The organism is Saccharopolyspora pogona (genome assembly GCF_014697215.1).
GTDB lineage: Bacteria > Actinomycetota > Actinomycetes > Mycobacteriales > Pseudonocardiaceae > Saccharopolyspora > Saccharopolyspora hattusasensis.
On record NZ_CP031142.1, the window covers coordinates 4,459,643 to 4,480,152 of the forward strand.

The 20,510-nt window shown below is 67.6% G+C and carries 21 protein-coding genes and 1 pseudogene; 14 read left to right on the forward strand and 8 right to left on the reverse strand.

Translation table 11 applies throughout. From position 1 onward, the window contains the following. Positions 1–72: 72 nt before the first annotated feature. Together DL519_RS20300 and DL519_RS20305 are read left to right on the forward strand one after the other, a co-directional pair. Positions 73–1,053, forward strand: coding sequence for a sugar-binding transcriptional regulator (locus DL519_RS20300; protein ID WP_190817118.1), 981 nt, complete (start codon positions 73–75; stop codon positions 1,051–1,053). Between the two features lie 384 nt (positions 1,054–1,437). Continuing rightward, positions 1,438–2,532: an NAD(P)/FAD-dependent oxidoreductase gene (locus DL519_RS20305; protein WP_190817120.1), complete on the forward strand. Its 1,095-nt coding sequence runs from the start codon at positions 1,438–1,440 to the stop codon at positions 2,530–2,532. Positions 2,533–2,948: 416 nt separating this feature from the next. Here the strand turns inward: DL519_RS20305 and DL519_RS20310 are convergent, their stop codons facing one another. Next, entirely contained in the window at positions 2,949–3,242 is a 294-nt protein-coding gene (locus DL519_RS20310; protein ID WP_190817122.1) for a hypothetical protein, read from the reverse strand. 139 nt (positions 3,243–3,381) lie between these two features. On the opposite strand from DL519_RS20310, the gene DL519_RS20315 reads away from it, so the two are divergent. The 4 genes from DL519_RS20315 to DL519_RS20330 are packed head-to-tail and all read left to right on the forward strand — an operon-like array spanning position 3,382 to position 7,745. Continuing rightward, a complete protein-coding gene (locus DL519_RS20315) occupies positions 3,382–4,656 on the forward strand; it encodes a helix-turn-helix domain-containing protein (RefSeq protein ID WP_190817124.1) in 1,275 nt (424 codons plus the stop codon). Between the two features lie 34 nt (positions 4,657–4,690). Beyond that, on the forward strand, positions 4,691–5,425 hold the full coding sequence (locus tag DL519_RS20320; RefSeq protein WP_190817126.1) for a toll/interleukin-1 receptor domain-containing protein: 735 nt from the start codon (positions 4,691–4,693) through the stop codon (positions 5,423–5,425). Further along, the gene (locus DL519_RS20325) at positions 5,422–7,419 is read left to right on the forward strand and encodes an nSTAND3 domain-containing NTPase (RefSeq protein WP_190817127.1); all 1,998 of its coding nucleotides are present in this window, start codon (positions 5,422–5,424) and stop codon (positions 7,417–7,419) included. The genes DL519_RS20320 and DL519_RS20325 overlap by 4 nt, the downstream gene beginning before the upstream one ends. Continuing rightward, positions 7,416–7,745 (forward strand): hypothetical protein, encoded by a 330-nt coding sequence (locus DL519_RS20330; protein WP_190817129.1) that lies wholly within the window; start codon positions 7,416–7,418, stop codon positions 7,743–7,745. Before DL519_RS20325 ends, DL519_RS20330 begins: the two co-directional genes overlap by 4 nt. 690 nt (positions 7,746–8,435) lie before the next feature. Here the strand turns inward: DL519_RS20330 and DL519_RS20335 are convergent. Continuing rightward, positions 8,436–9,302 carry an SAM-dependent methyltransferase gene (locus DL519_RS20335; RefSeq protein ID WP_190824100.1) on the reverse strand — a complete coding sequence of 289 codons (867 nt, stop codon included), beginning with the start codon at positions 9,300–9,302 and terminating at the stop codon, positions 8,436–8,438. 391 nt (positions 9,303–9,693) lie between these two features. On the opposite strand from DL519_RS20335, the pseudogene DL519_RS46950 reads away from it, so the two are divergent. Next, positions 9,694–9,853 (forward strand): annotated as a pseudogene (locus DL519_RS46950) (sugar-binding domain-containing protein); the annotation flags it as partial. A gap of 21 nt (positions 9,854–9,874) precedes the next feature. Here the strand turns inward: DL519_RS46950 and DL519_RS20340 are convergent. Next, entirely contained in the window at positions 9,875–10,171 is a 297-nt protein-coding gene (locus DL519_RS20340; protein WP_190817131.1) for a hypothetical protein, read from the reverse strand. Positions 10,172–10,342: 171 nt separating this feature from the next. Then, positions 10,343–10,699, reverse strand: coding sequence for a VOC family protein (locus DL519_RS20345; protein WP_317891382.1), 357 nt, complete (start codon positions 10,697–10,699; stop codon positions 10,343–10,345). A gap of 248 nt (positions 10,700–10,947) precedes the next feature. On the opposite strand from DL519_RS20345, the gene DL519_RS20350 reads away from it, so the two are divergent. Then, positions 10,948–11,634, forward strand: a complete 687-nt coding sequence (locus DL519_RS20350) for a GNAT family N-acetyltransferase (protein ID WP_190817133.1) — start codon at positions 10,948–10,950, stop codon at positions 11,632–11,634. A gap of 182 nt (positions 11,635–11,816) precedes the next feature. On the opposite strand, the gene DL519_RS46955 is transcribed toward DL519_RS20350, so the two are convergent. Continuing rightward, positions 11,817–12,056, reverse strand: coding sequence for an AMP-binding enzyme (locus DL519_RS46955; protein WP_223839315.1), 240 nt, complete (start codon positions 12,054–12,056; stop codon positions 11,817–11,819). 363 nt (positions 12,057–12,419) lie between these two features. Here DL519_RS46955 and DL519_RS20360 point away from each other — a divergent pair, with 363 nt between their 5' ends. From DL519_RS20360 to DL519_RS50735, 3 genes are all read left to right on the forward strand, one after another. Further along, entirely contained in the window at positions 12,420–12,611 is a 192-nt protein-coding gene (locus DL519_RS20360) for a helix-hairpin-helix domain-containing protein (protein ID WP_190817135.1), read from the forward strand. 113 nt (positions 12,612–12,724) lie between these two features. Further along, entirely contained in the window at positions 12,725–13,903 is a 1,179-nt protein-coding gene (locus DL519_RS20365) for a M20 metallopeptidase family protein (RefSeq protein ID WP_190817137.1), read from the forward strand. Positions 13,904–13,937: 34 nt separating this feature from the next. Continuing rightward, positions 13,938–15,212, forward strand: a complete 1,275-nt coding sequence (locus DL519_RS50735; RefSeq protein WP_190817139.1) for an MFS transporter — start codon at positions 13,938–13,940, stop codon at positions 15,210–15,212. Here the strand turns inward: DL519_RS50735 and DL519_RS20375 are convergent. Beyond that, a complete protein-coding gene (locus DL519_RS20375; protein WP_223839316.1) occupies positions 15,199–15,519 on the reverse strand; it encodes a GrpB family protein in 321 nt (106 codons plus the stop codon). The genes DL519_RS50735 and DL519_RS20375 overlap by 14 nt on opposite strands. A gap of 77 nt (positions 15,520–15,596) precedes the next feature. On the opposite strand from DL519_RS20375, the gene DL519_RS20380 reads away from it, so the two are divergent. Genes DL519_RS20380 through DL519_RS20390 form a run of 3 tightly spaced genes read left to right on the forward strand, consistent with a single transcriptional unit; the run spans position 15,597 to position 17,139 of the window. Next, the gene (locus DL519_RS20380) at positions 15,597–16,049 is read left to right on the forward strand and encodes a helix-turn-helix domain-containing protein (protein WP_223839317.1); all 453 of its coding nucleotides are present in this window, start codon (positions 15,597–15,599) and stop codon (positions 16,047–16,049) included. Next, positions 16,042–16,410 carry a DUF4180 domain-containing protein gene (locus DL519_RS20385; protein ID WP_190817142.1) on the forward strand — a complete coding sequence of 123 codons (369 nt, stop codon included), beginning with the start codon at positions 16,042–16,044 and terminating at the stop codon, positions 16,408–16,410. The genes DL519_RS20380 and DL519_RS20385 overlap by 8 nt, the downstream gene beginning before the upstream one ends. Before the next feature lie 15 nt (positions 16,411–16,425). Continuing rightward, entirely contained in the window at positions 16,426–17,139 is a 714-nt protein-coding gene (locus DL519_RS20390; protein ID WP_223839318.1) for a formylglycine-generating enzyme family protein, read from the forward strand. A gap of 242 nt (positions 17,140–17,381) precedes the next feature. On the opposite strand, the gene DL519_RS20395 is transcribed toward DL519_RS20390, so the two are convergent. Together DL519_RS20395 and DL519_RS20400 are read right to left on the reverse strand one after the other, a co-directional pair. Continuing rightward, the gene (locus DL519_RS20395) at positions 17,382–18,266 is read right to left on the reverse strand and encodes a serine/threonine-protein kinase (protein WP_190817144.1); all 885 of its coding nucleotides are present in this window, start codon (positions 18,264–18,266) and stop codon (positions 17,382–17,384) included. Continuing rightward, entirely contained in the window at positions 18,263–20,116 is a 1,854-nt protein-coding gene (locus DL519_RS20400; protein WP_190817146.1) for an ABC transporter ATP-binding protein, read from the reverse strand. The genes DL519_RS20395 and DL519_RS20400 overlap by 4 nt, the downstream gene beginning before the upstream one ends. Between the last annotated feature and the right edge of the window lie 394 nt (positions 20,117–20,510).

The window sequence follows — 20,510 nt, forward strand, 5'->3', positions numbered from 1 at the left end:
ATGCGGAGCATTCAAGGGCTCCATGTCGAGTTACGTCAACCTTTCGCTCAGATTTCGCGCTATCGTGCTCACATGAGCACCAAAAGGCAGAGATTCCGCCTGACCGACACCTTCACCGCGGCCTCGATCGCGCACCGGTTCTACACCCAGGGCCGCTCGAAGCTGGAGATCGCGGAGGAGTTCGGCATCAGCCGCTTCAAGGTGGCGCGAATCCTTAGCTCAGCGCAGGAATCCGGCCTCGTGCGCATCGAGTTCGACCTTCCGGTGCCGGTGGACCTGCCGCTGTCGGACGAGGTCCGCGCGGCCTACGGGCTCCGTCGCGTGCTGGTGCTCAATCGAGCGCAGAGCAAGGCCGACCAGCCAGAGCTGCGGCGCCGGATCGGCGCGCTGGCGGCGGAGTTGCTGACCGAGCTCGCCACCCCGGACGACGTCATCGGCCTGGCCTGGGCGCGTTCGGTGAACGCCATGGCCGAGGCCGTCAAGTCGCTCCCGAAGTGCCCAATCGTGCAACTGTGCGGAGTTCAGGCGGGCATGGACATGCGCGACCGGTCGGTGGAGACGGTGGGCCGGGTCGCGGCCGTCGGCGGCGGCGACGCCTACCCGATCTACGGCCCGCTGGTGCTGCCGGACCGCCGCACCACCGACATCCTGCGAAAGCAGCCGGGCATCGTGGAAACCTTCGACCAGTTCCAACAACTGACCAAAGCGGTGGTGAGCATCGGCGCGTGGCAACCGGGCGAATCAACGGTCTACGACGCGCTGACCCCGAGCGAACGAGACTCGATCGGCCGACGAGGAGCAACGGCGGAGATCGCGGCCCGCCTGTTCGACGAGAACGGCAACGCCCTGTCAACGGGCCTGGCCCACCACGTGCTGGCGATCACCCACGACCAACTCCGCCGGGTCCCGGAAGTGATCGCCCTGGGCTACACGGAACCGAAAGCCGAAGCGATCGACGCGGTCCTCCGCTCCGGCATCGTCACCACCCTCATCACCGACGCCGCAGCAGTTGACCGAATCCTGAACCTGGCCGCCCGGCGCCCGCCCGAGTAGCCAGCCGGTTTCCCGTGGGGACAGACTCCTTGCTCCTTCAGGCACCGAGTTGCGCCGTCGGCAAACCAGTGCGTCGCGCCGAGGCCAGAATCGCGGGCGGTACGACGCACGTCGGCGCCGTCGCGCTGATGTTCCTGCCGACGTCGAACTCGTACTTCTCCGCGGCAGCACGCGCCCGGCAGTCGAGCCAGGGCCCCTCGCAGCCGACACCCTCGTAACATAGTTCGCTAAACGAATTATAATGGCGTTTCCCAGAGGGTCCCGTCGCCCGCAAGCACCAGGACCCGACCATGTGTCCCGCGACACAACATAGTTGAGTTCGTAACACGAACTAATATAGTTCGTACCACGAACTCAACTCTTCTTCTGCGGGAGCCTGAAATCATGAGTCGTACAGTCGTGGTCATCGGCGGGGGCTACGGGGGCGCCGCGGTCGCCAAGGCGTTGGAATCCGAGGCCGACGTCATCCTCATCGACCCCCGGGACGCATTCGTCAACGCGGCCGCATCGCTGCGGGCGCTGACCCAGCCCGGCTGGGCGCGCAACATGTTCTTCTCCTTCAAGACCCTTCTCACGCAGGGCGAGGTGATCCGCGACCGCGCGGTCTCGGTGGACACCACCGGTGTCACCCTGGCCTCGGGCGAGTATGTCGCGGCGGACTACGTGGTCCTGGCCACCGGCTCTAGCTACGCCTACCCGGCCAAGCCCAGCTCCGACTCGATCGGCGAGGCGCTGGACGACCTCCGCCGGACGCACAAGGAACTGCTCCAGGCCGACGAGGTGCTGATCCTCGGCGCCGGCCCGGTCGGCCTGGAACTGGCCGGGGAAATCAAGGAAGTCTGGCCGGACAAGCACGTGACCATCGCCGACCCTGCCGAGGAGCTGCTCCCCGGCTTCACGCCGGAGGTGGTCGAGGACCTGCGCGGCCAGCTCGAAGCGCTGGGCGTCGAGGTCCGCCTCGGCACCGGCCTGGCGGCGTCGCCGAGCACCGAGGCCGGCCGGGCCGGTGCCTTCACCGCCACCACCACCGACGGCGACGAGATCACCGCCGACATCTGGTTCCGCGCCTACGGGACGAACATCAACAGCGACTACCTCGCCGACGGCAAGCTCACGACCCGTACGCCGCAGGGCCAGGTTCCCGTGACCGAATTCCTCAACGTCAAGGGGCACGACCACGTCTACGCGGTCGGCGACATCACCGATGTCGCGGAGGCCAAAATGGCGGCCTACGCGATGCAGCACGCCGAGGTGGTCGCCAAAAACATCACCGCCCAACTGAACGGCGAGCAACCCACGGCCACCTACCAGCCCCCGCCCTTCCCCATGATCCTGCTCCCGCTCGGAACGAGCGGCGGTGTCGGACAGCTGCCCTCTCCCGATGGCCCGGTCGCCGCCCCTGCCGCGATGGTCTCCGAGTACAAGGGCGCGGATCTGTTCACCGGCCGCTTCACCAAGCAGTTCGGCCCCACCGCCTGAAAGGCGGGGACTACGGGTCTTGGCGTGATCGCTGCACGGCGGAGTGCTCGGCGGCGTCCTGCGCAAGAACAGGGAAGGCGACGTCTTACACGGCACTCGACGGGCTCGCCGAACAGCGGAAACCGTCGTGCTCGGCATAGGCGCGGGCGGACGGGCATCCTCATCGCCAGCACCGACGGGCGAGGCCTGTCCTCGACGCCGGGTCGGGCCAACAACGCAACCGTCCTCATCGCCAAACCGCTAGCCCCACCGGGTGAGGCTCGTGAGTGTCCTTGGCCGCTGTTGCAGCCTGCCGCTGTTGCAGCCAACACCACTCACGAGCCGCGCCGACGACCGGGATGACGCACGCACATCCGAAATGATCCGGTGAAGCACCGTTTCCCGTTGCCTTCTACAACGGGAAACGGGAAACGGCTCTATTTTCCGGCTCGGGAGTCCAGTTCTCCGCCACAATCCTCCGACGAGCGGCGCACCGCCGCGCAGGACCTGATTTCCCTCCATGCGTCGAGGACTGCGATGAATGCGGCGGAGAGCACCAGCACCAAGGCGAACAACTCAACACCGAAAAGGGCGATGCCGGCGAGGACGATCAACGCCCACGCCTGCGCGGCGGAGAACACGAATGCGAGGATCACCCGTCCGAGCGGCCTCGCCAGGGACCGATTGCGCTGTTCGGGTATCGATTCGCGGGCAAGCTCATGCTTGATCATCTCTTCTCCTAAGGTCTGCCGTTGGTCCGGTCGGCCAGCCGCCGGACCGGCACGTTTCACCGTGCGCGAAAACCGCTCGGGACCAACAGCCGTTTCCCGTCGCTTGCCGGACCAGGCAACGGGAAACCCGGAGGACGATGTGACTGAACAGCCCATACTGTTCGGGGCAGAGCTTCGAAGACTGCGCACCGCGGCCGGTCTTTCCCTCACTCGAATGGCCGCGCTGCTGCATTACAGCAAGGGCTACGTCAGCAAGATCGAAACCGGTGGGAAACGACCGACACCGGACTTCGCCCGGCGTTGTGATTCCATCCTCGAAGCCGGTGGGGAACTCGCGAACCTGGTTCCCGCGCGGTCTTCCGAAGCGCCGCTGCCCGAGGTGAACGGCGACGGTGAGGTGTGGTTGATGAGTCTCGATTCAGGCGGGAAGAGCTGGTTCCGGCCGATGGACCGGCGGCAGGTGCTGGCGGCGGGTGCGGCCTCGGTGCTCGCCTTCGGCATGGGCGGCAGTCACGCGATCGCCGAGGACGGCACGGTCTCGACGTTCCGCACCATGTTCGACCAGTTCCGCAGGCTGGGGCAGACGGCGAGCCCGTCGGTGGTGCTGCCCGCGCTCATCGCGCAGACCCACACCCTCCGCGAACTCGCCGCCCGCGCCAAACCCGCGGTGAGTGCAGAACTCCTGGTGCTGGGCGCGCGGTATGCCGAGTTCGCGGGTTGGATGGCGCAGGAGTCGGGTGACAACGCGGCCGCCCTGTGGTGGACCGACCGCGCCGTGGAGCTCGCGGATGCAGGACAGGACCGGTCACTGGCGGCATATTCCCTGGTGCGCCGAGCGCTGGTCACTCTGTACCAAGAGGACGCACTGGCGACGATCGACCTCGCCCAGCAAGCCCAACGGATCGCAACGTCCGCCCGCATTCGCGGACTCGCCGCGCAGCGCGAGGCACAAGGCCACGCGCTGGCCGGAGCCTACGACGCCTGCATGCGGAGCCTGGACCGAGCTCGCGATCTGCTCAGCGCGGCCCAGCCCGAAGCCGGACCGGTACTCGGCACAGCGAACCTGACCGACCCGGTCGCGATGGTCTCCGGATGGTGTCTTCACGATCTGGGACGCCCGAGGGATGCGACGGTGATCCTCGACCGGGAAGTCGAACGAGTTCCGCCGCACGCTCTTCGGTCCCAAGCGCGCTACGGCGTCCGCCGCGCCCTCGCGCACGCCACGGCGGGCGACATCGACCACGCCTGCACATTGCTCGTGCAGGTCCTCGGAATGGTCGACACCGTCAGTTCCGCCACCATCAGTACCGATCTCCGGCGCGTGGCCCGCGTGCTCTCGCGGTTCCACACAGCATCCTCGGTGCGTGAGCTCCAACCCAGGCTGGTCGCCACGCTGCACAACCAGACCGCCTGAGAACTCTCCATTCCCACAGAAGTGAGGTACCGCTGTGCCCGAAATCTTCATCAACTACCGCACCGGAGACTGCGAACATGCCGCAGTAGCGATCGAGCAGAACCTGTCGGCGCGGTTCGGCCGTGAACGGGTCTTCCGCGCCAGCAAGTCCATCCGCCCCGGCGAGAACTACCGCACCGGGCTGTCGACGGCGTCCTCCAGTGCCTGCGTGATGCTTGTACTGATCGGCCCAAAATGGCTCGACGCTAGTGATCGAGACGGAAATCCTGCACTGGACAACAAGGATGACTGGACCCGCAAGGAGATCCTGAACGCCATGCGCAGCGGTGCCCGGATCATCCCGATCCTGTGTGGACGGAAGCTGCCTCGACTGGTGGCCGCCGATCTTCCGCGTGCCCTGGCGTCGCTCGCCGACCTCCAGTCCCTGACCTACGACACTGGAAGCGCTGAGGCCGGTCTCGATCGGATCGCCGCCGAACTCGTCGACCTGGTGCCGGGGCTCGTCGACCGGACTGCGAAAGCGCCTTCGACCGACGGCGTGCACTACACCAACGGCGGTCCGGTCAACGGAAACCTCATCCAGCTTCGCGATATGAGCGGTGGATCGATAACCAACACGGCGTTCAACGGCCCAACGGGCCCGGTGAGCACCGACGGCGGTGACCAGCACATCTCCTACGGCGACGGGGCGACCCACATCACGGGCAAGAACATCGGCGGAATCCGCCACAAGTTCGGCTCGAAGCGTGAGCGAGGCGAGGACCGGTGACCGAAACCAACAACGAATTCCACGACACGCAGGGCAGCACGATCCACGCCGGCTCCGGCGATCAGAACATCAACCCGATCTACTTCACGATTCACGAGAGCGTCCAGCAGCAAGCTCGCGGGCCACGGTTGACCCTGAAGGACGATCTGCGTTGGCTCAAGCGCCGGTTCGAGCCGCCACCGAACTTGGGTGTCGCGCGGGACATGTTGCGGCAGTCCCGCACCGTCGTACTCACCGGGCTACCGGGAAGCGGTCGACGCACTGCGGCGAAGATGCTCCTGAACGAACTCGCCGACGATCACACCCCCTTCACCGTGCTAGACGACGAGGCGAACAAGCAGGACCAAAGCCTGGACAAGTTGAAGGTCCAGCCCGGGCACCTGTTCGTGCTTGACCTCTCGGACAGCAACGAGGACGTGTTCCACGCCCGGCAACGAGATCTTCTCTCATTCCGCACGATCCTCCAGCAGCACACGGCTTTTCTCGCCGTCGTCGTGCCCGATTTCCGCAAGCACCACCTCGACTCGGACCTTGCGCAGTTCGAAGCCCGGATCGACCGGGCACGAGGTGCGTCGGTGTTACGACGGCACCTGGAAGCGGAGGGGATCTTCCTCTCCGAGCAGCAGCTGACTTCGAAGGAACTCGCACGCATCCTGTCCGCACCGATGTCGGAGATCGCAAACCTCGCGCAGATGGTGGTGATCGCCCGGGACACGAACCGCGGCGGCGATCTCTCGACCTGGCTCAGTGAAGCGGTTTCCGCCCGAATCGACCGCAGCGACGAGGTGACGGAGCAGCTGAACAAGGTTCCAGGCGGTCGGCAGCGTACAGTGCTGCTCGCTGCAGCGATGTGCCGTGGAGCGTCGAGTGACGCGGTGTTCTTCGCCTCCCACCTCCTGGTGAGCTCGTTGAGCCTCGACGGGCGCGAGCAGCCCCGAATGGAACAGGAGGGCTACCGCACCCAGCTCTACGAGCTGAACATTGATGTCGCGCCGAACAACCGGATCGAGTTCAGCCGACTCAGCTACGACCGGGCGTTGCGCGAACACTTCTGGGACAACTACCCAGATCTTCGGGAGCCGTTCTGCCGGTGGGTGGACGGCATCATCCGCATTGAGCAGTTCACCGTGCAGGACCGAAAGAACCTGGTCGACCGGTTCGTGGAACAGTCGTTGCGCACCAACTCGCCGGGGCACGTGAAGTGGCTAATCGACCAGTGGATCTTTCCGAGGCAGAACGGAGCGCCGAACGTACTGCGCGACTACGGGGTGCGAGCCCTCCTGACGGGTTTGGAGAACGAGCGCCACGGTCACTTCTTCCGGCGCCTGGTGTACGAGTGGTCGCGGCGCAACGACCTTCCCGGGGACGTCGGGCAGATCGTGGTGGACGTGTGCACCGAGGTAATCGCTCCGACCTACCCAGAACAGGCTCTGGTCCGGCTCCACCACCGGGCTCGCCGCGAAGACGGTACCGGCGCCCCGACTGCGTACCGCGCCCTGGTCGAGCTGATCTCTCGCGATCCAATTTTGCTGCGGCTGCTGCTCGAAAGGCTCACAGCAGATCTGCCGAAGCAGCAGCCGTCGCCCGCCGATCACTTCCTGTTTCTCGCCGTCGCGGACCCGTTGCGGCTTGCCGACTCGAGCAAGCGTTCCCAACCCCTCGCGGCAGACCACACGATCCGTTCCCAACTCGGTTTCTGCTGGCGTACGACCATGCTCGCCCGCCCAGACATCGTCGTGCCACGCGTCTGCGACTGGTTCGACGCCGCCGGCCGCACCATGGCGTACGACCTGCTGCTCGGCATCCTGGCGGACGCGGCGAGCCAGCACCTCCACCTGCTCGGTTCGTTGCACGTCCTCGCGCGCGATTGGAGCCGCACGGCGAACGGACGCGCCGAGGTCTTCGTGCGGCTGTCCCAGCTGATCGACATGGCGCAGGGACTGCACGTCACCGATTACACGTTCAACCATGCGCCTGAGGAGGCCGTTCGATGAGCAAGGAAAATCGGATCCTGTACGGCGGCCTGGCACTCGCGGCTGTCATACCGCTCCTGCTCGGCCTGCTGCTGGAGTGGCCGGTCTTGGTCACCATTCCGTTGTTCGGAGCGGTGCTGTATGGGATCTACCGGAAGCTCATGCACGGGAACAAGACCACCAGCGACCACGTGGGCGTGGTCCTGGACAGAATCGGCCTCTACGCGGACAGCCCGGTGCGGGCCTTGACCGCCCACCGCTTCGCCAAGCTGATCGAAGCCGCCGGAAATCCGGGTGTGGCCGACGAAGTCCGCCAGAAGTTCGACGCACCACACCCACTCGGCTGACAACCATCCGCGGGCGCGGCGGCCTTGGGGCTGGGCAACTCCAGCTCCAAGGTTTTCGGATTCAACCAGTCCCCGCTGGTCGTTGACGCGGTCCTCCGCTCCGGCGTCGTCACCCGAGTAGCCTGCCGGTTTCCCATGGGGACAGACTCCTTGCTCCTTCAGGCATCGAGTCGCGCCCGCCGGAACCAGCGCGTCGCTCCGAGGCCAGAATCGCAATCGGTATGACTACTGATTGCAGCAGGAGGATGGTTTGATCGACAGCGGGTGAACCGAACTTGGCGGCCGTGAGAGGTGGAAGCGGCTTTCGGGCTTTGGCTCGTGGCCGTGGCCGTGGCCGTCGAAGTTGTCAGCTGGGTGCTGGGTGCGCTCGTCATCACTCCAACGGGTTCGACGAAATGCGTCAGGCGATGGGGCAGGACGGCGCACTGGTGCAGCTCGCCACCTCCGCCTGCTTCCTGATCTTCACCAGTGCGCGTGGCTGTTCTTCAGCTTCATGATGCGAGTGGGCCGCAACTGGGCGCGGTTCGTCCTCACCGCCTCCGGCGCTCTCAGCGTGCTCGCCATCGCCAGCAGCGCGACCATGAACGGCTTCATTTGGGAAATGACTGCTGACGGCATCCGCTACTTGCTCGCCGATGCATGATCGTGCTCCACGAACGCGATCAGATCACTGAACTGGCCGGCCTGGTGTTATTTCCGGGCGGCGCCGGCGAGCAGGAGGGATTCACTGGGGGAGTCGAAGCTGACGGTATGGTCGTTCTCGTTTGCCTCTTCGGGGTGCCACAGTGGCGTCCAGGTCACACCGGGTTCGAGGATGGTGAAGTCCCCGAATAGGTCGGTGATTTCCTGGCGGTTGCGGAAAATGGCGGGACTGACCGAATTTTCGTAGAGGCGTTTGAGGTTGGCGAGCATTGCGGCGTGGTGCGGCGGGATCTCCTTGTCGGTGACGTGGGAGAGGGACAGATACGACCCTGGTGCGAGCAGGTCGCGGTAAGTGGCGACGAGGCTGGGCCCGAGGTCGTCGGTGCTGTCGCTGCCGGGGGCCGGGGGCTGCTGGATGTGCAGGACGGCCATGAGTAGCAGCGCGATCGGTTCGTTCACGTCGATGACACCGGTGTCTGCGATGCGTGACCAGAGTCGTTCCGGGTCGCGCATGTCGGCGTGGATGGCGACGTGACGGTTGGGGTCGCCGTGTTCGCGCAGCAGGCTGTTCGCGTGGGCGACGGCGACCGGTTCGTGGTCGACGTAGGCGACTTTCACCTCGCCGGGTGCGACCTGCTCGGCGACTTCGTGCGCGTGCCCCATGGTCGGGACACCGGAGCCGATGTCGACGAACTGGCGGATCCCGCGACGGACGAGGTGCCGGACGACTCGGCGCAGGAACATGCGGTTGGCGTGCGCGATCGACCTGATTACGGGGTAGTCCTCGAGGACTCGCTCGCCGAATTGCCGGTCGATCTCCCAGTTGGTGGTGCCGCCGAGGTAGTAGTCGTAGACGCGGGCCACGCTTGGGCGGCTGAGGTCGACACCGGGTGGGGGAAAGGGTTCGTCGTCCAAGCTGGTCACGAGCCACTCCTTGAGGCTTGAGGCGCGGGGGAATCGAGCGCAGCGGCGGAGCTACTAAGCGTAGGCGAGCTTACTATCTGCATCAGTCATTTGGGTGCCACTACAGCTCACTCGAGACATTCTCGGGATTTTCTTTAACTGATTGTAGAGCAATGCTGTTGAACAATTCCACACTTGCGGACCGCGCCGAAACGCTGTAATTAGCCACCGCTGGCGCGCGGGTCGTCGACTGGGGCCGCCCCCTCCTCGGCGCCGCCTGGGTTGATCCGCTGCGCGGGCCGGTGGCTGAACGCCGAAGGCCACATCCCGCCGCCGCGGAAACCTGGCCGCCACGATCCCCGCCCGGCGGGACGCACCCGCCTCCGGAATCGGCACAATCACCCTGTTCGACGAGAACGGCAACGCCCTGTCGACGGGCCTGGCCCACCACGTGCTGGCGATCAGCCACGACCAACTCCGCCGAGTCCCGGAAGTGATCGCCCGGCTACACCGAGCCAAAAGCCAAAGCGATCGACGCGGTCCTCGGCTCCGGCATCGTCACTGCCGGGATTCAGCCGGTACTTTCAATGCTCGGGCCCCTCGTCGACGTCGAAGTCGAGGTGGGCGATGCGCTCTTCGACGGTGACCGCGTTGCGGACGAAACGGCGGGCTTGCCGGGTCAGCTCGGTGAATTCGGCGAGATGCGCCTCGACGGCGGCGCGGCCGGCAGGGTCGTCCCCGACCGCATCGAGGGTGGCCTGGTGGACGTCGTGCTCGATCTCGACGAGCTGGGAGAGCAGATCGCGCTGCCGCTCCTCGCTGATCAACAAGCGGTCGTCGCGTTCGCCGTCGGGCGGAACCTCAGGATGCCTGCCGACCATCGCGAACCAGTCCCTCCGCCTGAGCTGCCCCGACGGTACCAGCCACCACCAGCACTACAACAGGTTCGGCCCGCGGACGCGGTGCCCGCCCGATGCGAGACCGGGCGGGCACCGCACTGCTACTGACCGTCCACTTCGGTCACTTCTGCGGATCTGCCCCGTAGGGTTGGGTTATCGCTTCCAGATAGTGGCCCGACGGTCCAGGAAGTAGACGCCCCGGCTCCCGTGGTTGGTGTTGTACTGCTGGGGCAGCTTTCCGTGCGGATCCGCCCAGTGGTCGAGCCCCGCCTCCTGGATCCGGGCGTAGATGCCGTCGAAGTCCTCCTCGCTGACGAGGAATGCGTAGTGCTGCGGCGGGAATTCGATGCCCGGCTCGGCGAACAGGAGCGTCACGCCCGCATCCAGGTAGACCGTGAGGAAGGGACCGCCGGGCTCCGCCGGCGGGAGGTCGAACATCTCCGTGAAGAAGGATGCCGATTCCTGCTTGTCGCGCGCGGCGACGATGGTGTGATTGAAAAGAGTGGTCATGAAGACCCTTCGAACCCCCGCCTCCATGCCTGACGCTGTCCGCCACCGGCACGCGACGCTGCCCGGATCAGACCACGGACGAATTCGACGCGTCAAGCTGGTTGTGTCGGCAGGCGTCCGCGTCCGTCCGCAACCTGATTCCCACCTGGTGATATGGGAATATCGGCGGCGCGCGGACACTTGAGCGGCGTGGCATCGAGCGAAAAGGTGGAGGGCATGAGGTTCCGGACGGGCGAAGTGCGTCGCCGATGACATCACCGCTGCTCGACAATCCCGCATGGGCTTCGCTGACCGGCCCGCACGCCCGGTTCGCCGAGAAGCACGGCCGGGTGTTGCGCTACCCGGTCGACGTGGCGCCGTTCCTGGCCATCCCGGACGAGTTCGACGTGGACGGATGGCGGGACGTCGCGGAATTGGCCGGGCCGGGGGCGGTTGTCGCCTTCTCCGGCCGTCGGCGGACACCCCCTCCCAGTTGGGAGGTGTTGGAGCAGCTTCCCGGCGTGCAGCTGGTCGACGACGGCGTGGCCGACGCCGAGGACGCCGAGGCGGTGCGGCTCACGGCCGCTGACGTGCCGGAGATGCTCGACCTCGTCAAGAGCACCAACCCCGGGCCGTTCCTGCCGCGTGTCGTCGAGATCGGCCGGTACCTGGGGATCCGGCGCGGCGGCGCGCTCATCGCGATGGCCGGCGAGCGGTTGCGCCCTCCGGGGTGGACGGAGATCAGCGCGGTCTGCACCGATCCGGCATTCCGCGGGCAGGGCCTGGCCACCCGGCTCGTGCTCGCCGTTGCCGCCGGCATCCGGGCGCGGGGCGAGAAGCCGTTCCTGCACACCAGCGCGGCCAACACCAACGCCATCCGCCTCTACGTGTCGCTGGGCTTCCGGCTGCGATACCGACTGACCTTCTCTGCCGTGCGGGTGCCGGAGACCCCGTGAGTCCTTTGGATTGCGGTAGAGGCCGTTTGGTCTCCGCCTTTGAGGCGGCAGCCGCTTAGCGCAGCATGGTGGCGGGGCGAAGGTGAAGCACAGGCCCGCACCGAAGGCCGGGAGAGCACCACAGGATAAGGCCCGTGATCTATCCACAGGCGAAACTACCCCAGACACGCCTACTGAAGGGGCTAGCGGAGGGACTTCTTGAGGATCTTCCCGCTGGGGCCTTTGGGGAGTTCGTCCAGGACCCGGACCTCACGCGGGCACTTGTACGCCGCGAGGCGCTCCCGGCTGAAGGCGATCAGCTCGTCGGCGTCCGGGTCGTTGCCGGGCTGGAACGCCACCACCGCAACGATTTCCTCGCTCAGGCACGCTTCGGGCCTGCCGATCACCGCCGCCTCGCGGATCGCCGGGTCGGCGTAGAGCACCTCCTCGACCTCGCGGGGGGTAGACGTTGTAGCCGCCGCGGATGATCAGGTCCTTCTTGCGGTCCACCACGAAGAAGTACCCGTCCTCGTCGCGGTAGCCAAGGTCGCCGGTGTGGAACCTGCCCGGCCGCGGCGCGGCCGCTGAGCTCGTCCACTTCCCGGCAGTCGATGGTGCGCGCACCGAAGGTCGTTCGGGCCCTTCGGTCGCCGATTCCCGCAGCATCGTCGCCAGGTTGAATCCCATGCCCACTCCGTCGGTTCGGGTTCCGGGGAACGACCACAACACTGCTACCGACCAGTCGGCATGGTCGCATGCCCGCAAAAAGGTGACCTAGCGCACAAGGGCGCCGTTATGATCCGGACATGTCCGACTCCGTTTTCCCCAAGGGCGTGGCCGCACCCGCGGTGCGGGCACTGAACGCGGCCGGTTACACCGAGCTCCGGCAGCTCGACGGCGTTCCGGCCGACCGACTGGCCGAACTCCACGGCATGGGGCCGAAAGCGCTGTCCCGGCTGCAGGAAGCGCTCCAAGAACTGGGCTTGTCGCTGTCCTGAGCGTTTCCGGCGCGCGAACGCGCATCCGCAACGGTTTCCCGACATTCTGGTGCTCGGCGGATGACGGGCGGTCATCCTGGCCGTGACGTGATCACGAGGTGAGGAGACGGCCGTTGTCCGAGCGCGAGCTGCAAGACGAGTTGGTCCGATTGCGGCGGCAGCTGCACGCCGAGCCCGAAATCGGGCTGGACCTGCCGCGCACCCAGGAGAAAGTGCTGGCCGCGCTGGACGGGCTACCGCTGGAGATCACCACCGGCACCGGGCTGAGCTCCATCACCGCGGTGCTGCGCGGCTCTCGTCCGGGGCCGACGGTGCTGCTGCGCGGCGACATGGACGCCCTGCCGGTGACGGAGCGGACCGGCCTGGACTACGCCTCCCGGATCGACGGCAGGATGCACGCGTGCGGGCACGATCTGCACACCGCGATGCTGGTCGGCGCCGCGCGGCTGCTGACCGAACGGCGCGCGGAGCTGGCCGGTGACGTGGTGCTGATGTTCCAGCCCGGCGAGGAAGGCTGCGACGGCGCGGGGAAGATGATCGCCGCAGGCGTGCTGGAAGCCTCCGGGTCCCGCCCGGTGGCCGCCTACGGCATGCACGTCATGGCCGCGCGCCACGGCCTCGGCACCTTCCTCACCCGGCGCGGCCCGCTCATGGCGGGCGGCGACCTGCTGCGGGTGACCGTGCGCGGCGCGGGCGGTCACGGCTCCACCCCGCACCGGGCCAAGGACCCGATCGCCCCGGCCTGCGAAATGGTCGGCGCGCTGCAGGCGCTGGTCGCGCGCACCATCGACCCGTTCGAGACGCTGGTGCTGACCATCGGCAGCTTCCACTCCGGCAACGCGGGCAACGTGATCCCGGGCGAAGCGGTCTTCGACGGCTCGTTGCGCTGGTTCTCCGCGTCCGCACGGGACGCGGTGCGGGACGGGATCACCTCCGTTTGCAACGGCATCGCGGCAGCGCACGGCGTCAAGGTGGACGTGGAGCTCGGCGAGTACGTGCGCGCCACGATCAACGACGACGCCGAGGCCGAGTTCGCCGCGCAGGTCGCGACGGAACTTCGCGGCGACCGGTTCTCCTGGCTGGACCGCCCCGTCACCGGCGGCGAGGACTTCTCCCGGGTGCTCGAACAGGTGCCAGGCGCGTTCATCTTCCTCGGCGCCTGCCCACCGGACCGCGACCCGGACACCGCGCCGGACAACCACTCCCAGTTCGCCGTCTTCGACGACAGCGTGCTCGCCGACGGCGCTGCGCTCTACGCCGAACTCGCCATCCACCGCCTGACCCGCGCGTAATTCGTTGTCAGCGTTGAGAAACCCGGAGGCAGCATTGACCACCGAGACCGAGCAGCGCGCGACGCCACGGAAGTGGCGGACCATCGTCAGCACCGGCGCGGGCAACGCGTTGGAGTGGTTCGACTGGAACGCCTACGCGGTGTTCACCCCGTTCTTCGCCGCGCAGTTCTTCCCCGCCCACGACAGCACGAGCGCGGTGCTGTCCAGCCTGGCGATCTTCGCCGTCGGGTTCCTGATGCGGCCGCTGGGCGGGCTGCTGTTCGGCTGGTTCGGCGACCGGCTCGGTCGCCGCACCGCCATGGTCGGCTCCATCGCGCTGGCCTCCGGCGGCAGCCTGCTGATCGGCATCGCGCCGACCTACGAGTCGATCGGCATCGGCGCGGCGCTGATGCTCGTGGTCGCCCGGCTGTGCCAGGGACTCGGGCACGGCGGCGAAATGCCGGCGGTGCAGACCTACGTGGCCGAGATGGCGCCGCAGGGCCGGCGCGGGATCTGGTCCAGCCTCGTCTACGTCTCGGGCACCTGCGGAATCCTGGCCAGCTCCGCCCTCGCAGCGGCGTTGACGACGGCACTGCCGCCGGGCGCGATGAGCGCATGGGGTTGGCGGGTGCCGTTCCTGCTCGGCGGCGTCGTCGGCCTCTACACCCTGGTAATGCGGCTGCGGCTGGCCGAGACGCAGGCCTTCGACCGGCAGCGGACCGCGGCCCGGCCGCCACTGTGGCGGAGCTTCTGGGAGCAGCGCACCGCGTGCCTGCGGGTGATCGGGCTGACCGTCGGCAGCACCGTGGTGTTCTACACCTGGGTGGTCTCGGCGCCCGCGCAGGCGATCAGCATCCACGAGCTCGACCCGGCCGCGGCGCTGTGGGTCGGCGCCGCGGCCAACGCGGTGTTCATCCTGTCGTTGCCGCTGTTCGGGGCGCTTTCGGACCGCATCGGCCGCAGGCCCGTGCTGCTGCTTTCCTTGGTGGGCAGCGCAGTGGTCAGCTACCCGCTCAGCTGGCTCGTCCAGGACCAGGTCTGGCAGTTCGCGGTGGCGATGATCATCGCGCTGCTCGTGATCGCGCCCGGTCCGGCGATCATGCCCACGGTGTTCGCGGAGCTGTTCCCGACCCGGATGCGAACGACGGGCACCGGATTCCCCTACGGCATCGCCACAGCAGCGTTCGGCGGCAGCGCGCCGTACCTGCAGACCTGGCTCGCCAGCGGTGGTCGGGGCGACGTCTTCCTCGGATACGCCGTGGTGCTGCTGGTGATCAGCGCCGTCGTCGCCTACCGCATGCCGGAGACCAAGGACATCACCCTCGGCTGAGCTCTTCCGCCGCTTTCGCGATGATCTCCGCGACCACGGCGGTCTTGGCATCGGCGTAGTCCTGGACGTGCGCCCACCGGTCGGCGGCGAGTTCGCGTTTGGTGCGCTCGTAGACGTCGCGCGCCTGCGGATGGGCGCGGAGGTAGTCGCGGAAGAGCAGCATCCGCTGGATCTCGGGGCACTCCGTCGAGACCACGTGCAGGTTGACGGCCGGGTTCCGGCCCCGGAGCAGCCGGTGCTCGTGCCAGCCGGATTTTTCCCTTACGTGCAGCGCATCACCCGTGAGCGTTTTGGGGGGCTCTAGCACCCAAAAACACTCACGGAAACAGCGATCTACACAACAAACTTCCCCATCACTCCCCATCTGGACTATGGTGGAGAACAATGAGTGATGAAATGTACTCGGTTGAACAGGTCGCCAACCGACTCGGACTGCATGTTCGCACCGTACGCGGCTACATCCGCTCCGGACGGCTCAAAGCGGTGCGGATCGGCAAGCAGTACCGGATCGCCCGCGCCGACCTGGAGGAGCTGACCGGGAAGCCGCGACCGTCATCGGCCGGTGCCGCACCTGTCGAGGTGTCGAGCATCGTGCAGATCGACGGCGTTGACCGGGCCGCGGCCGACCGGCTGAGCACGCTCGTGCTGGCCGGCGCGAACTCCGCCAGCAACCCCGCGCACCCGCTGCGCATCCAGACGGTCCACGACGAGGAGCGGAACCGCATGAAGTTCGTGATCCTCGGCGGCGCAGGAGCCACCGCCGAGGTGTTGCAGCTGATCGAAGCCGTGCTCGACGGCGACAACGGCCTGCTCTCCGAGGAGGTCGGCGGTGCCTGACGCGATCGAGGAGCGGGCCGGGGTGCAGGTGCTGGTGTGCGACCCGGCCGGGCCGTCGGTGACCACCACGCAGGACGCCCTGGACCTGATCGGCGCGTCCTACGCCGGCGCCGAGGTGGTCGCGGTGCCCGCCAGCCGGCTCGACGAGCGCTTCTTCACCTTGGGCACCCGCTTCGCCGGCGAGGTCATGCAGAAGTTCGTCAACTACCGGGTGCGCCTGGTCGTCGTCGGCGACATCTCCCGGCGCCTGGCGGCCAGCTCGGCCCTGCGGGCCCTCGTGCACGAGTCGAACAAGGCCGACCACGTTTGGTTCGTCCCCGACCTCGACGCGCTCGACGCCAGGCTGCGCGACGCCGCCTGATCGGTGAGCCCCGACATGATCCTCATTCCCGCCGGGGAAATCACCCTGCGGGACGAGGGCTCGAAGACCCGCTGGACGGTCGAACTCGCCGCCTTCCGGCTGGCTCCGCACCCCGTGACCCGCGAGCTCTACCAGGACGTTCTCGGCGAGGCACCGGCAAGTTCCGCGGGGCCGCGGACCCCGGTGACCGAGGTTTCCTGGATGGACTCCGTCCGGTTCTGCAATCTGCTTTCGCAGGCGACGGGGCTCGAACCCTGCTACTCGATCGGAGACGACCCCGACGCGCACGACGTGGTCTGCGACTTGGAAGCCGACGGCTACCGCCTCCCGTCCGAAGCGGAGTGGGAACACGCGTGCCGGGCCGGAACCTCCGGGGTCCGCTACGGCGAGCTTGACGAAATCGCTTGGCACCGGGGTAACTCCGGCGGCGAGGTGCACGAAGTCGCGACCAGGACGCCGAATTCGTGGGGACTCCACGACATGATCGGCAACGCGTGGGAATGGTGCTGGGACGTCTACGATCCCGCGGTCTACGGCCCGTACCGCGTGTTCCGCGGCGGCGGCTGGTGCGACCGGCCGCGAGGCTGCCGGGCATCGTGCCGCCGCAAGAGCCACCCGACCCTGCGCACAGACGACCTCGGATTCCGGCTGGCCCGCTCGCGGCAACCCCGCCCGGTCGGCGCCCGGCCAGGTCCTCCAGGGCTTCGAGGACGTCTCCGCTGCTCTTGAGGCCGCCCAGGAGGTTCCGCTCGACCTCGGCGCCAGCCGCTGGTTCGTGGTCGGCGACGACTACGTCTGACCGCACAACTCGACCGCGGCGGTCCGCGTCTACGCCCGCGATCTGGACCTGCGGCCGATCAGGAAAACATCATCGAGCAGCTCAAAAACGGGGTGAACGCGCTGCGCCTGCCGCTGTATGGTTCATCTTGTGGCCATGAGGGCCCGCTGTCAGGAACGGCCCGGGCGGACGATCAGCGCTCCGGGGCCGCGGCACCGCCGAGAGTCCGCAGGTCCTCGTCGCCGGTGATCGCGGCGAGCACCGCATCGAGCTGCGCCAGCGTCGGGCGCTGATCGGGGTCCGACCGCAGGCAACGGTCGATCGAATCCGCCAGCGCTCGAGGCAGCCGCCGCGAAGCGCGGATGGGTGGCGCGGCCGTCTCCAGCTGGGGAAACAGCTCCTCCCCGGTCCGCTGCGACTGCCCCTGCACCTCGAAGGGGTTGAATCCGGCCGCGGCCTCGAAGAGCACCAGGCCGATGGCCCAGACGTCGGTCGCCGGCCCGAGCATCCCGCCGCGGACCTGTTCCGGCGCCATCGCGCACGGCGTTCCGGCCCCGCCGCGGCTGGGGCCCGGTGACCGGGCCAGGCTCAGGTCGATAACGCGCGCGCGGCCGCACTCCGCGATGATGTTGCCGGGCTTGAGGTCCAGGTGCAGGTAGCCGCGCTCGTGCAGGTAGCGGATCGCCGAGCACACGTGCTGACCGAGGTAGCCGAGTTCGCGGGCGGTGAGGCGGCGCTTCCCGCCGTCGAGCAAGCTGTCCAGCCTCGCCCCGGCCAGCGTCTCCATGATCAGCACCGGCGAACCGTCCGCCGCTTCCGCGAGTTCGTACGCGCGCACGATGTGCGGATGCGTGAACTTCAGCAGCAGGTTCCCTTCGATCACGAGGTTTTCGCACGCTTCGGCGCGGGCTGCGCAGTCGGGACGCACGGCCTTGATGAAGCACCGGCTGTGGCGCCGGGTGCTCCATGCGTCGTAGGAGTCGTATCCCTCGCCCCGCCGGATGTGCTCGATCACCGGATAGCCCGCCGCGATCTCCTGGCCTCGGCGCAGCGGTGCGGGCGAAGTCGAAGTGATCATGCCGGCTCCCGTTGCGGTACAGGCGAGCCCCGCTGCTGCAGCCGGTACAGGAACGCGTAGCCGCCGTCGCGGTGCATCAGTTCGGCGTGTGTGCCGGATTCCGCGATCCGGCCGTGGTCGAGCAGCAGGATCAGGTTCGCATCGCGGACCGTGATCAGGTTGTGCGACACGACGATTGAGGTGCGATCGGCCATCAGCCGGCGCAGCGGGGCCAGCACTCGCGCGCTGGATGCCGCATCGAGCCCGACGGTGGGCTCGTCGAGCAGCAGGATCGGCGCGTCGCGCAGCATCGCTCGGGCGATGGCGATGCGCTGCCGCTGCCCGCCCGACAGCAGACTTCCGTGCGCCCCGACCCTGGTGCGGTAACCGTCTGGCAGCGCCGTGATGAACTCGTGCGCGTCCGCGCCACGAGCCGCCTCCAGCACGTCCCGCTCGGTGGCGTCGGGCCGCCCCCAGGCGATGTTCTCCCAGACACTGTCGTCCACCACGAGGGCGTCCTGCAGCACGATCGAGATGTTGCGCCGCACCGCCTGCTGCTCGGCTTCGCGCAGATCGACGCCGTCGATGGTCACGGCGCCGGAATCCGGGTCGTAGAACCGGAGCAGCAGCTTGCCCGCGGTGGACTTGCCCGACCCGCTGGCCCCGACGAGCGCGATCGTCTGTCCGGAGTGGACGTCGAAGCTGATGCGGTGCAGGGCGTCGCGGTCGGTGTTCGGGTACCGGAAGCTGACGTCGTGGAAGACCACGTCGCCGCGGACCCGGCCGAGGCGCCGCGGCCGGACCGGGTCGCGCACCTCGGGAATCTCGTCCAGCAGCTCGATGATCCGTTCGGCGCCGGCCGAGGCCGCGTAGACGGTGTTGGTCAGCCGGCCGAATCCCCGCACCGGGCTGTAGAGCTGGCTGAGGTAACCGAGGAACACCAGCAGCCCGCCGAGGCTGATCGAGCCCCGGGACAGTTCCCAGGTGCCCAGCCCGACGATCAGCAGCACCCCGCCGATTTCCAGCAGGTCGACCAGCGGCGTGAACAACGCGTGCAACCGGGTGGCCACCATCTCGGCCGCGAAGCTGCCCAGGTTCTCGCGGTGGAAGCGGTCGGTTTCGGCGCTTTCCCGGCCGTACGCCTTCACCAGCGAGGCGTTGCTCAGGCTTTCCTCGGCGACAGCGCCGATGGTGCCGCTGCGCCGCCGCTTCTCCCGCGAAGCCGCCTTGATGCGGCGGGAGAAGTACCGCGCGGACGCCCAGAAGGCCGGCACCGCGATCAGCGACACCACGGCCAGCCGCCAGCTCAGGACGAACAGCGCCCCGGTGAACAGCACGATCTTGAACAGGTACGACAGCGCCTGGATCGTCCCGGACAGCACGAGGTTCTCGATCGCGTTGACGTCGCCGGTGAGCCGGGACAACGTGTCGCCGGTCTTGCGCCGGTCCAGGAAGCCGATGGACAGCCCGTGCAGGTGCCCGAACAGATCGGTGCGCAGGTCCAGAAGGAACCGCTCGGCGACCCAGGTTGACACGTACTCGTCGGTGAACCCGACGATCCCGGACAGCACCGTGATCCCCAGGTAGGCGCCGCCGAGGGCGAAGAACAGCTCGAAGTCCCTGGGCACCAGTACCTGGTCGACGAGGATCTTGAACAGCCAGATCGTCACGGTGTCCAGCACAGGTCCGACCAGCACGAGCAGCACCACGAGCGCCCACCACCACCGGTACGGGCGCGTGTAGGGCCAGAAGCGCCGGAAGATCTCCCGAACGCCGACCACCGGAGCCTGCTCGACCAGACCACCGGATTCGGGGGTGGGCACGGCCAGCAACGCCCGCAGCCTGGCGAGGAACGCAGCTATCCGAGTCATGGCATACGTGTGGCGGCGGTATCCCGAACCACCGCCGCCGGTCAGTGGATCAGTAGCGCGCACGGCGGAACGAAGCGGTGCGCCGACGGCGCGAAGCCGTGAACCGCATCGAGCGGCGTGAACGCGAGTGGGGCCCGTGCCCCCTGGCGGCGGGCAAATGCGCAGCAAACAAGGTCTTGGCCATGGCTACTCCCTAGCACCGACAGCGAATCGAATCCCCTGCTTTCCGCCACACAGCATCGCGCCGGCACGTTTCCCGCAGCAGAGACGAAATCCCTCTGTTCAGGGCGACCCGGTCACGCGTCACCAACCCAGCTCGCAGAAGCGTTTCACCAGGTGGCTGCGCCGCGTCGATATCCGGGTCCACCAACGCCAGGCATCTGCCCCTGAGTGG

Bases quoted from the DNA above. Each gene is read 5' to 3' on its own strand.
- DL519_RS20300 (WP_190817118.1), top strand. From the start codon at position 73: ATGAGCACCAAAAGGCAGAGATTCCGCCTGACCGACACCTTCACCGCG.
- DL519_RS20305 (WP_190817120.1), top strand. From the start codon at position 1,438: ATGAGTCGTACAGTCGTGGTCATCGGCGGGGGCTACGGGGGCGCCGCG.
- DL519_RS20310 (WP_190817122.1), bottom strand. From the start codon at position 3,242: ATGATCAAGCATGAGCTTGCCCGCGAATCGATACCCGAACAGCGCAAT.
- DL519_RS20330 (WP_190817129.1), top strand. From the start codon at position 7,416: ATGAGCAAGGAAAATCGGATCCTGTACGGCGGCCTGGCACTCGCGGCT.
- DL519_RS20340 (WP_190817131.1), bottom strand. From the start codon at position 10,171: ATGGTCGGCAGGCATCCTGAGGTTCCGCCCGACGGCGAACGCGACGAC.
- DL519_RS20345 (WP_317891382.1), bottom strand. From the start codon at position 10,699: ATGACCACTCTTTTCAATCACACCATCGTCGCCGCGCGCGACAAGCAG.
- DL519_RS20350 (WP_190817133.1), top strand. From the start codon at position 10,948: ATGACATCACCGCTGCTCGACAATCCCGCATGGGCTTCGCTGACCGGC.
- DL519_RS20360 (WP_190817135.1), top strand. From the start codon at position 12,420: ATGTCCGACTCCGTTTTCCCCAAGGGCGTGGCCGCACCCGCGGTGCGG.
- DL519_RS20380 (WP_223839317.1), top strand. From the start codon at position 15,597: ATGAGTGATGAAATGTACTCGGTTGAACAGGTCGCCAACCGACTCGGA.
- DL519_RS20390 (WP_223839318.1), top strand. From the start codon at position 16,426: ATGATCCTCATTCCCGCCGGGGAAATCACCCTGCGGGACGAGGGCTCG.
- DL519_RS20395 (WP_190817144.1), bottom strand. From the start codon at position 18,266: ATGATCACTTCGACTTCGCCCGCACCGCTGCGCCGAGGCCAGGAGATC.
- DL519_RS20400 (WP_190817146.1), bottom strand. From the start codon at position 20,116: ATGACTCGGATAGCTGCGTTCCTCGCCAGGCTGCGGGCGTTGCTGGCC.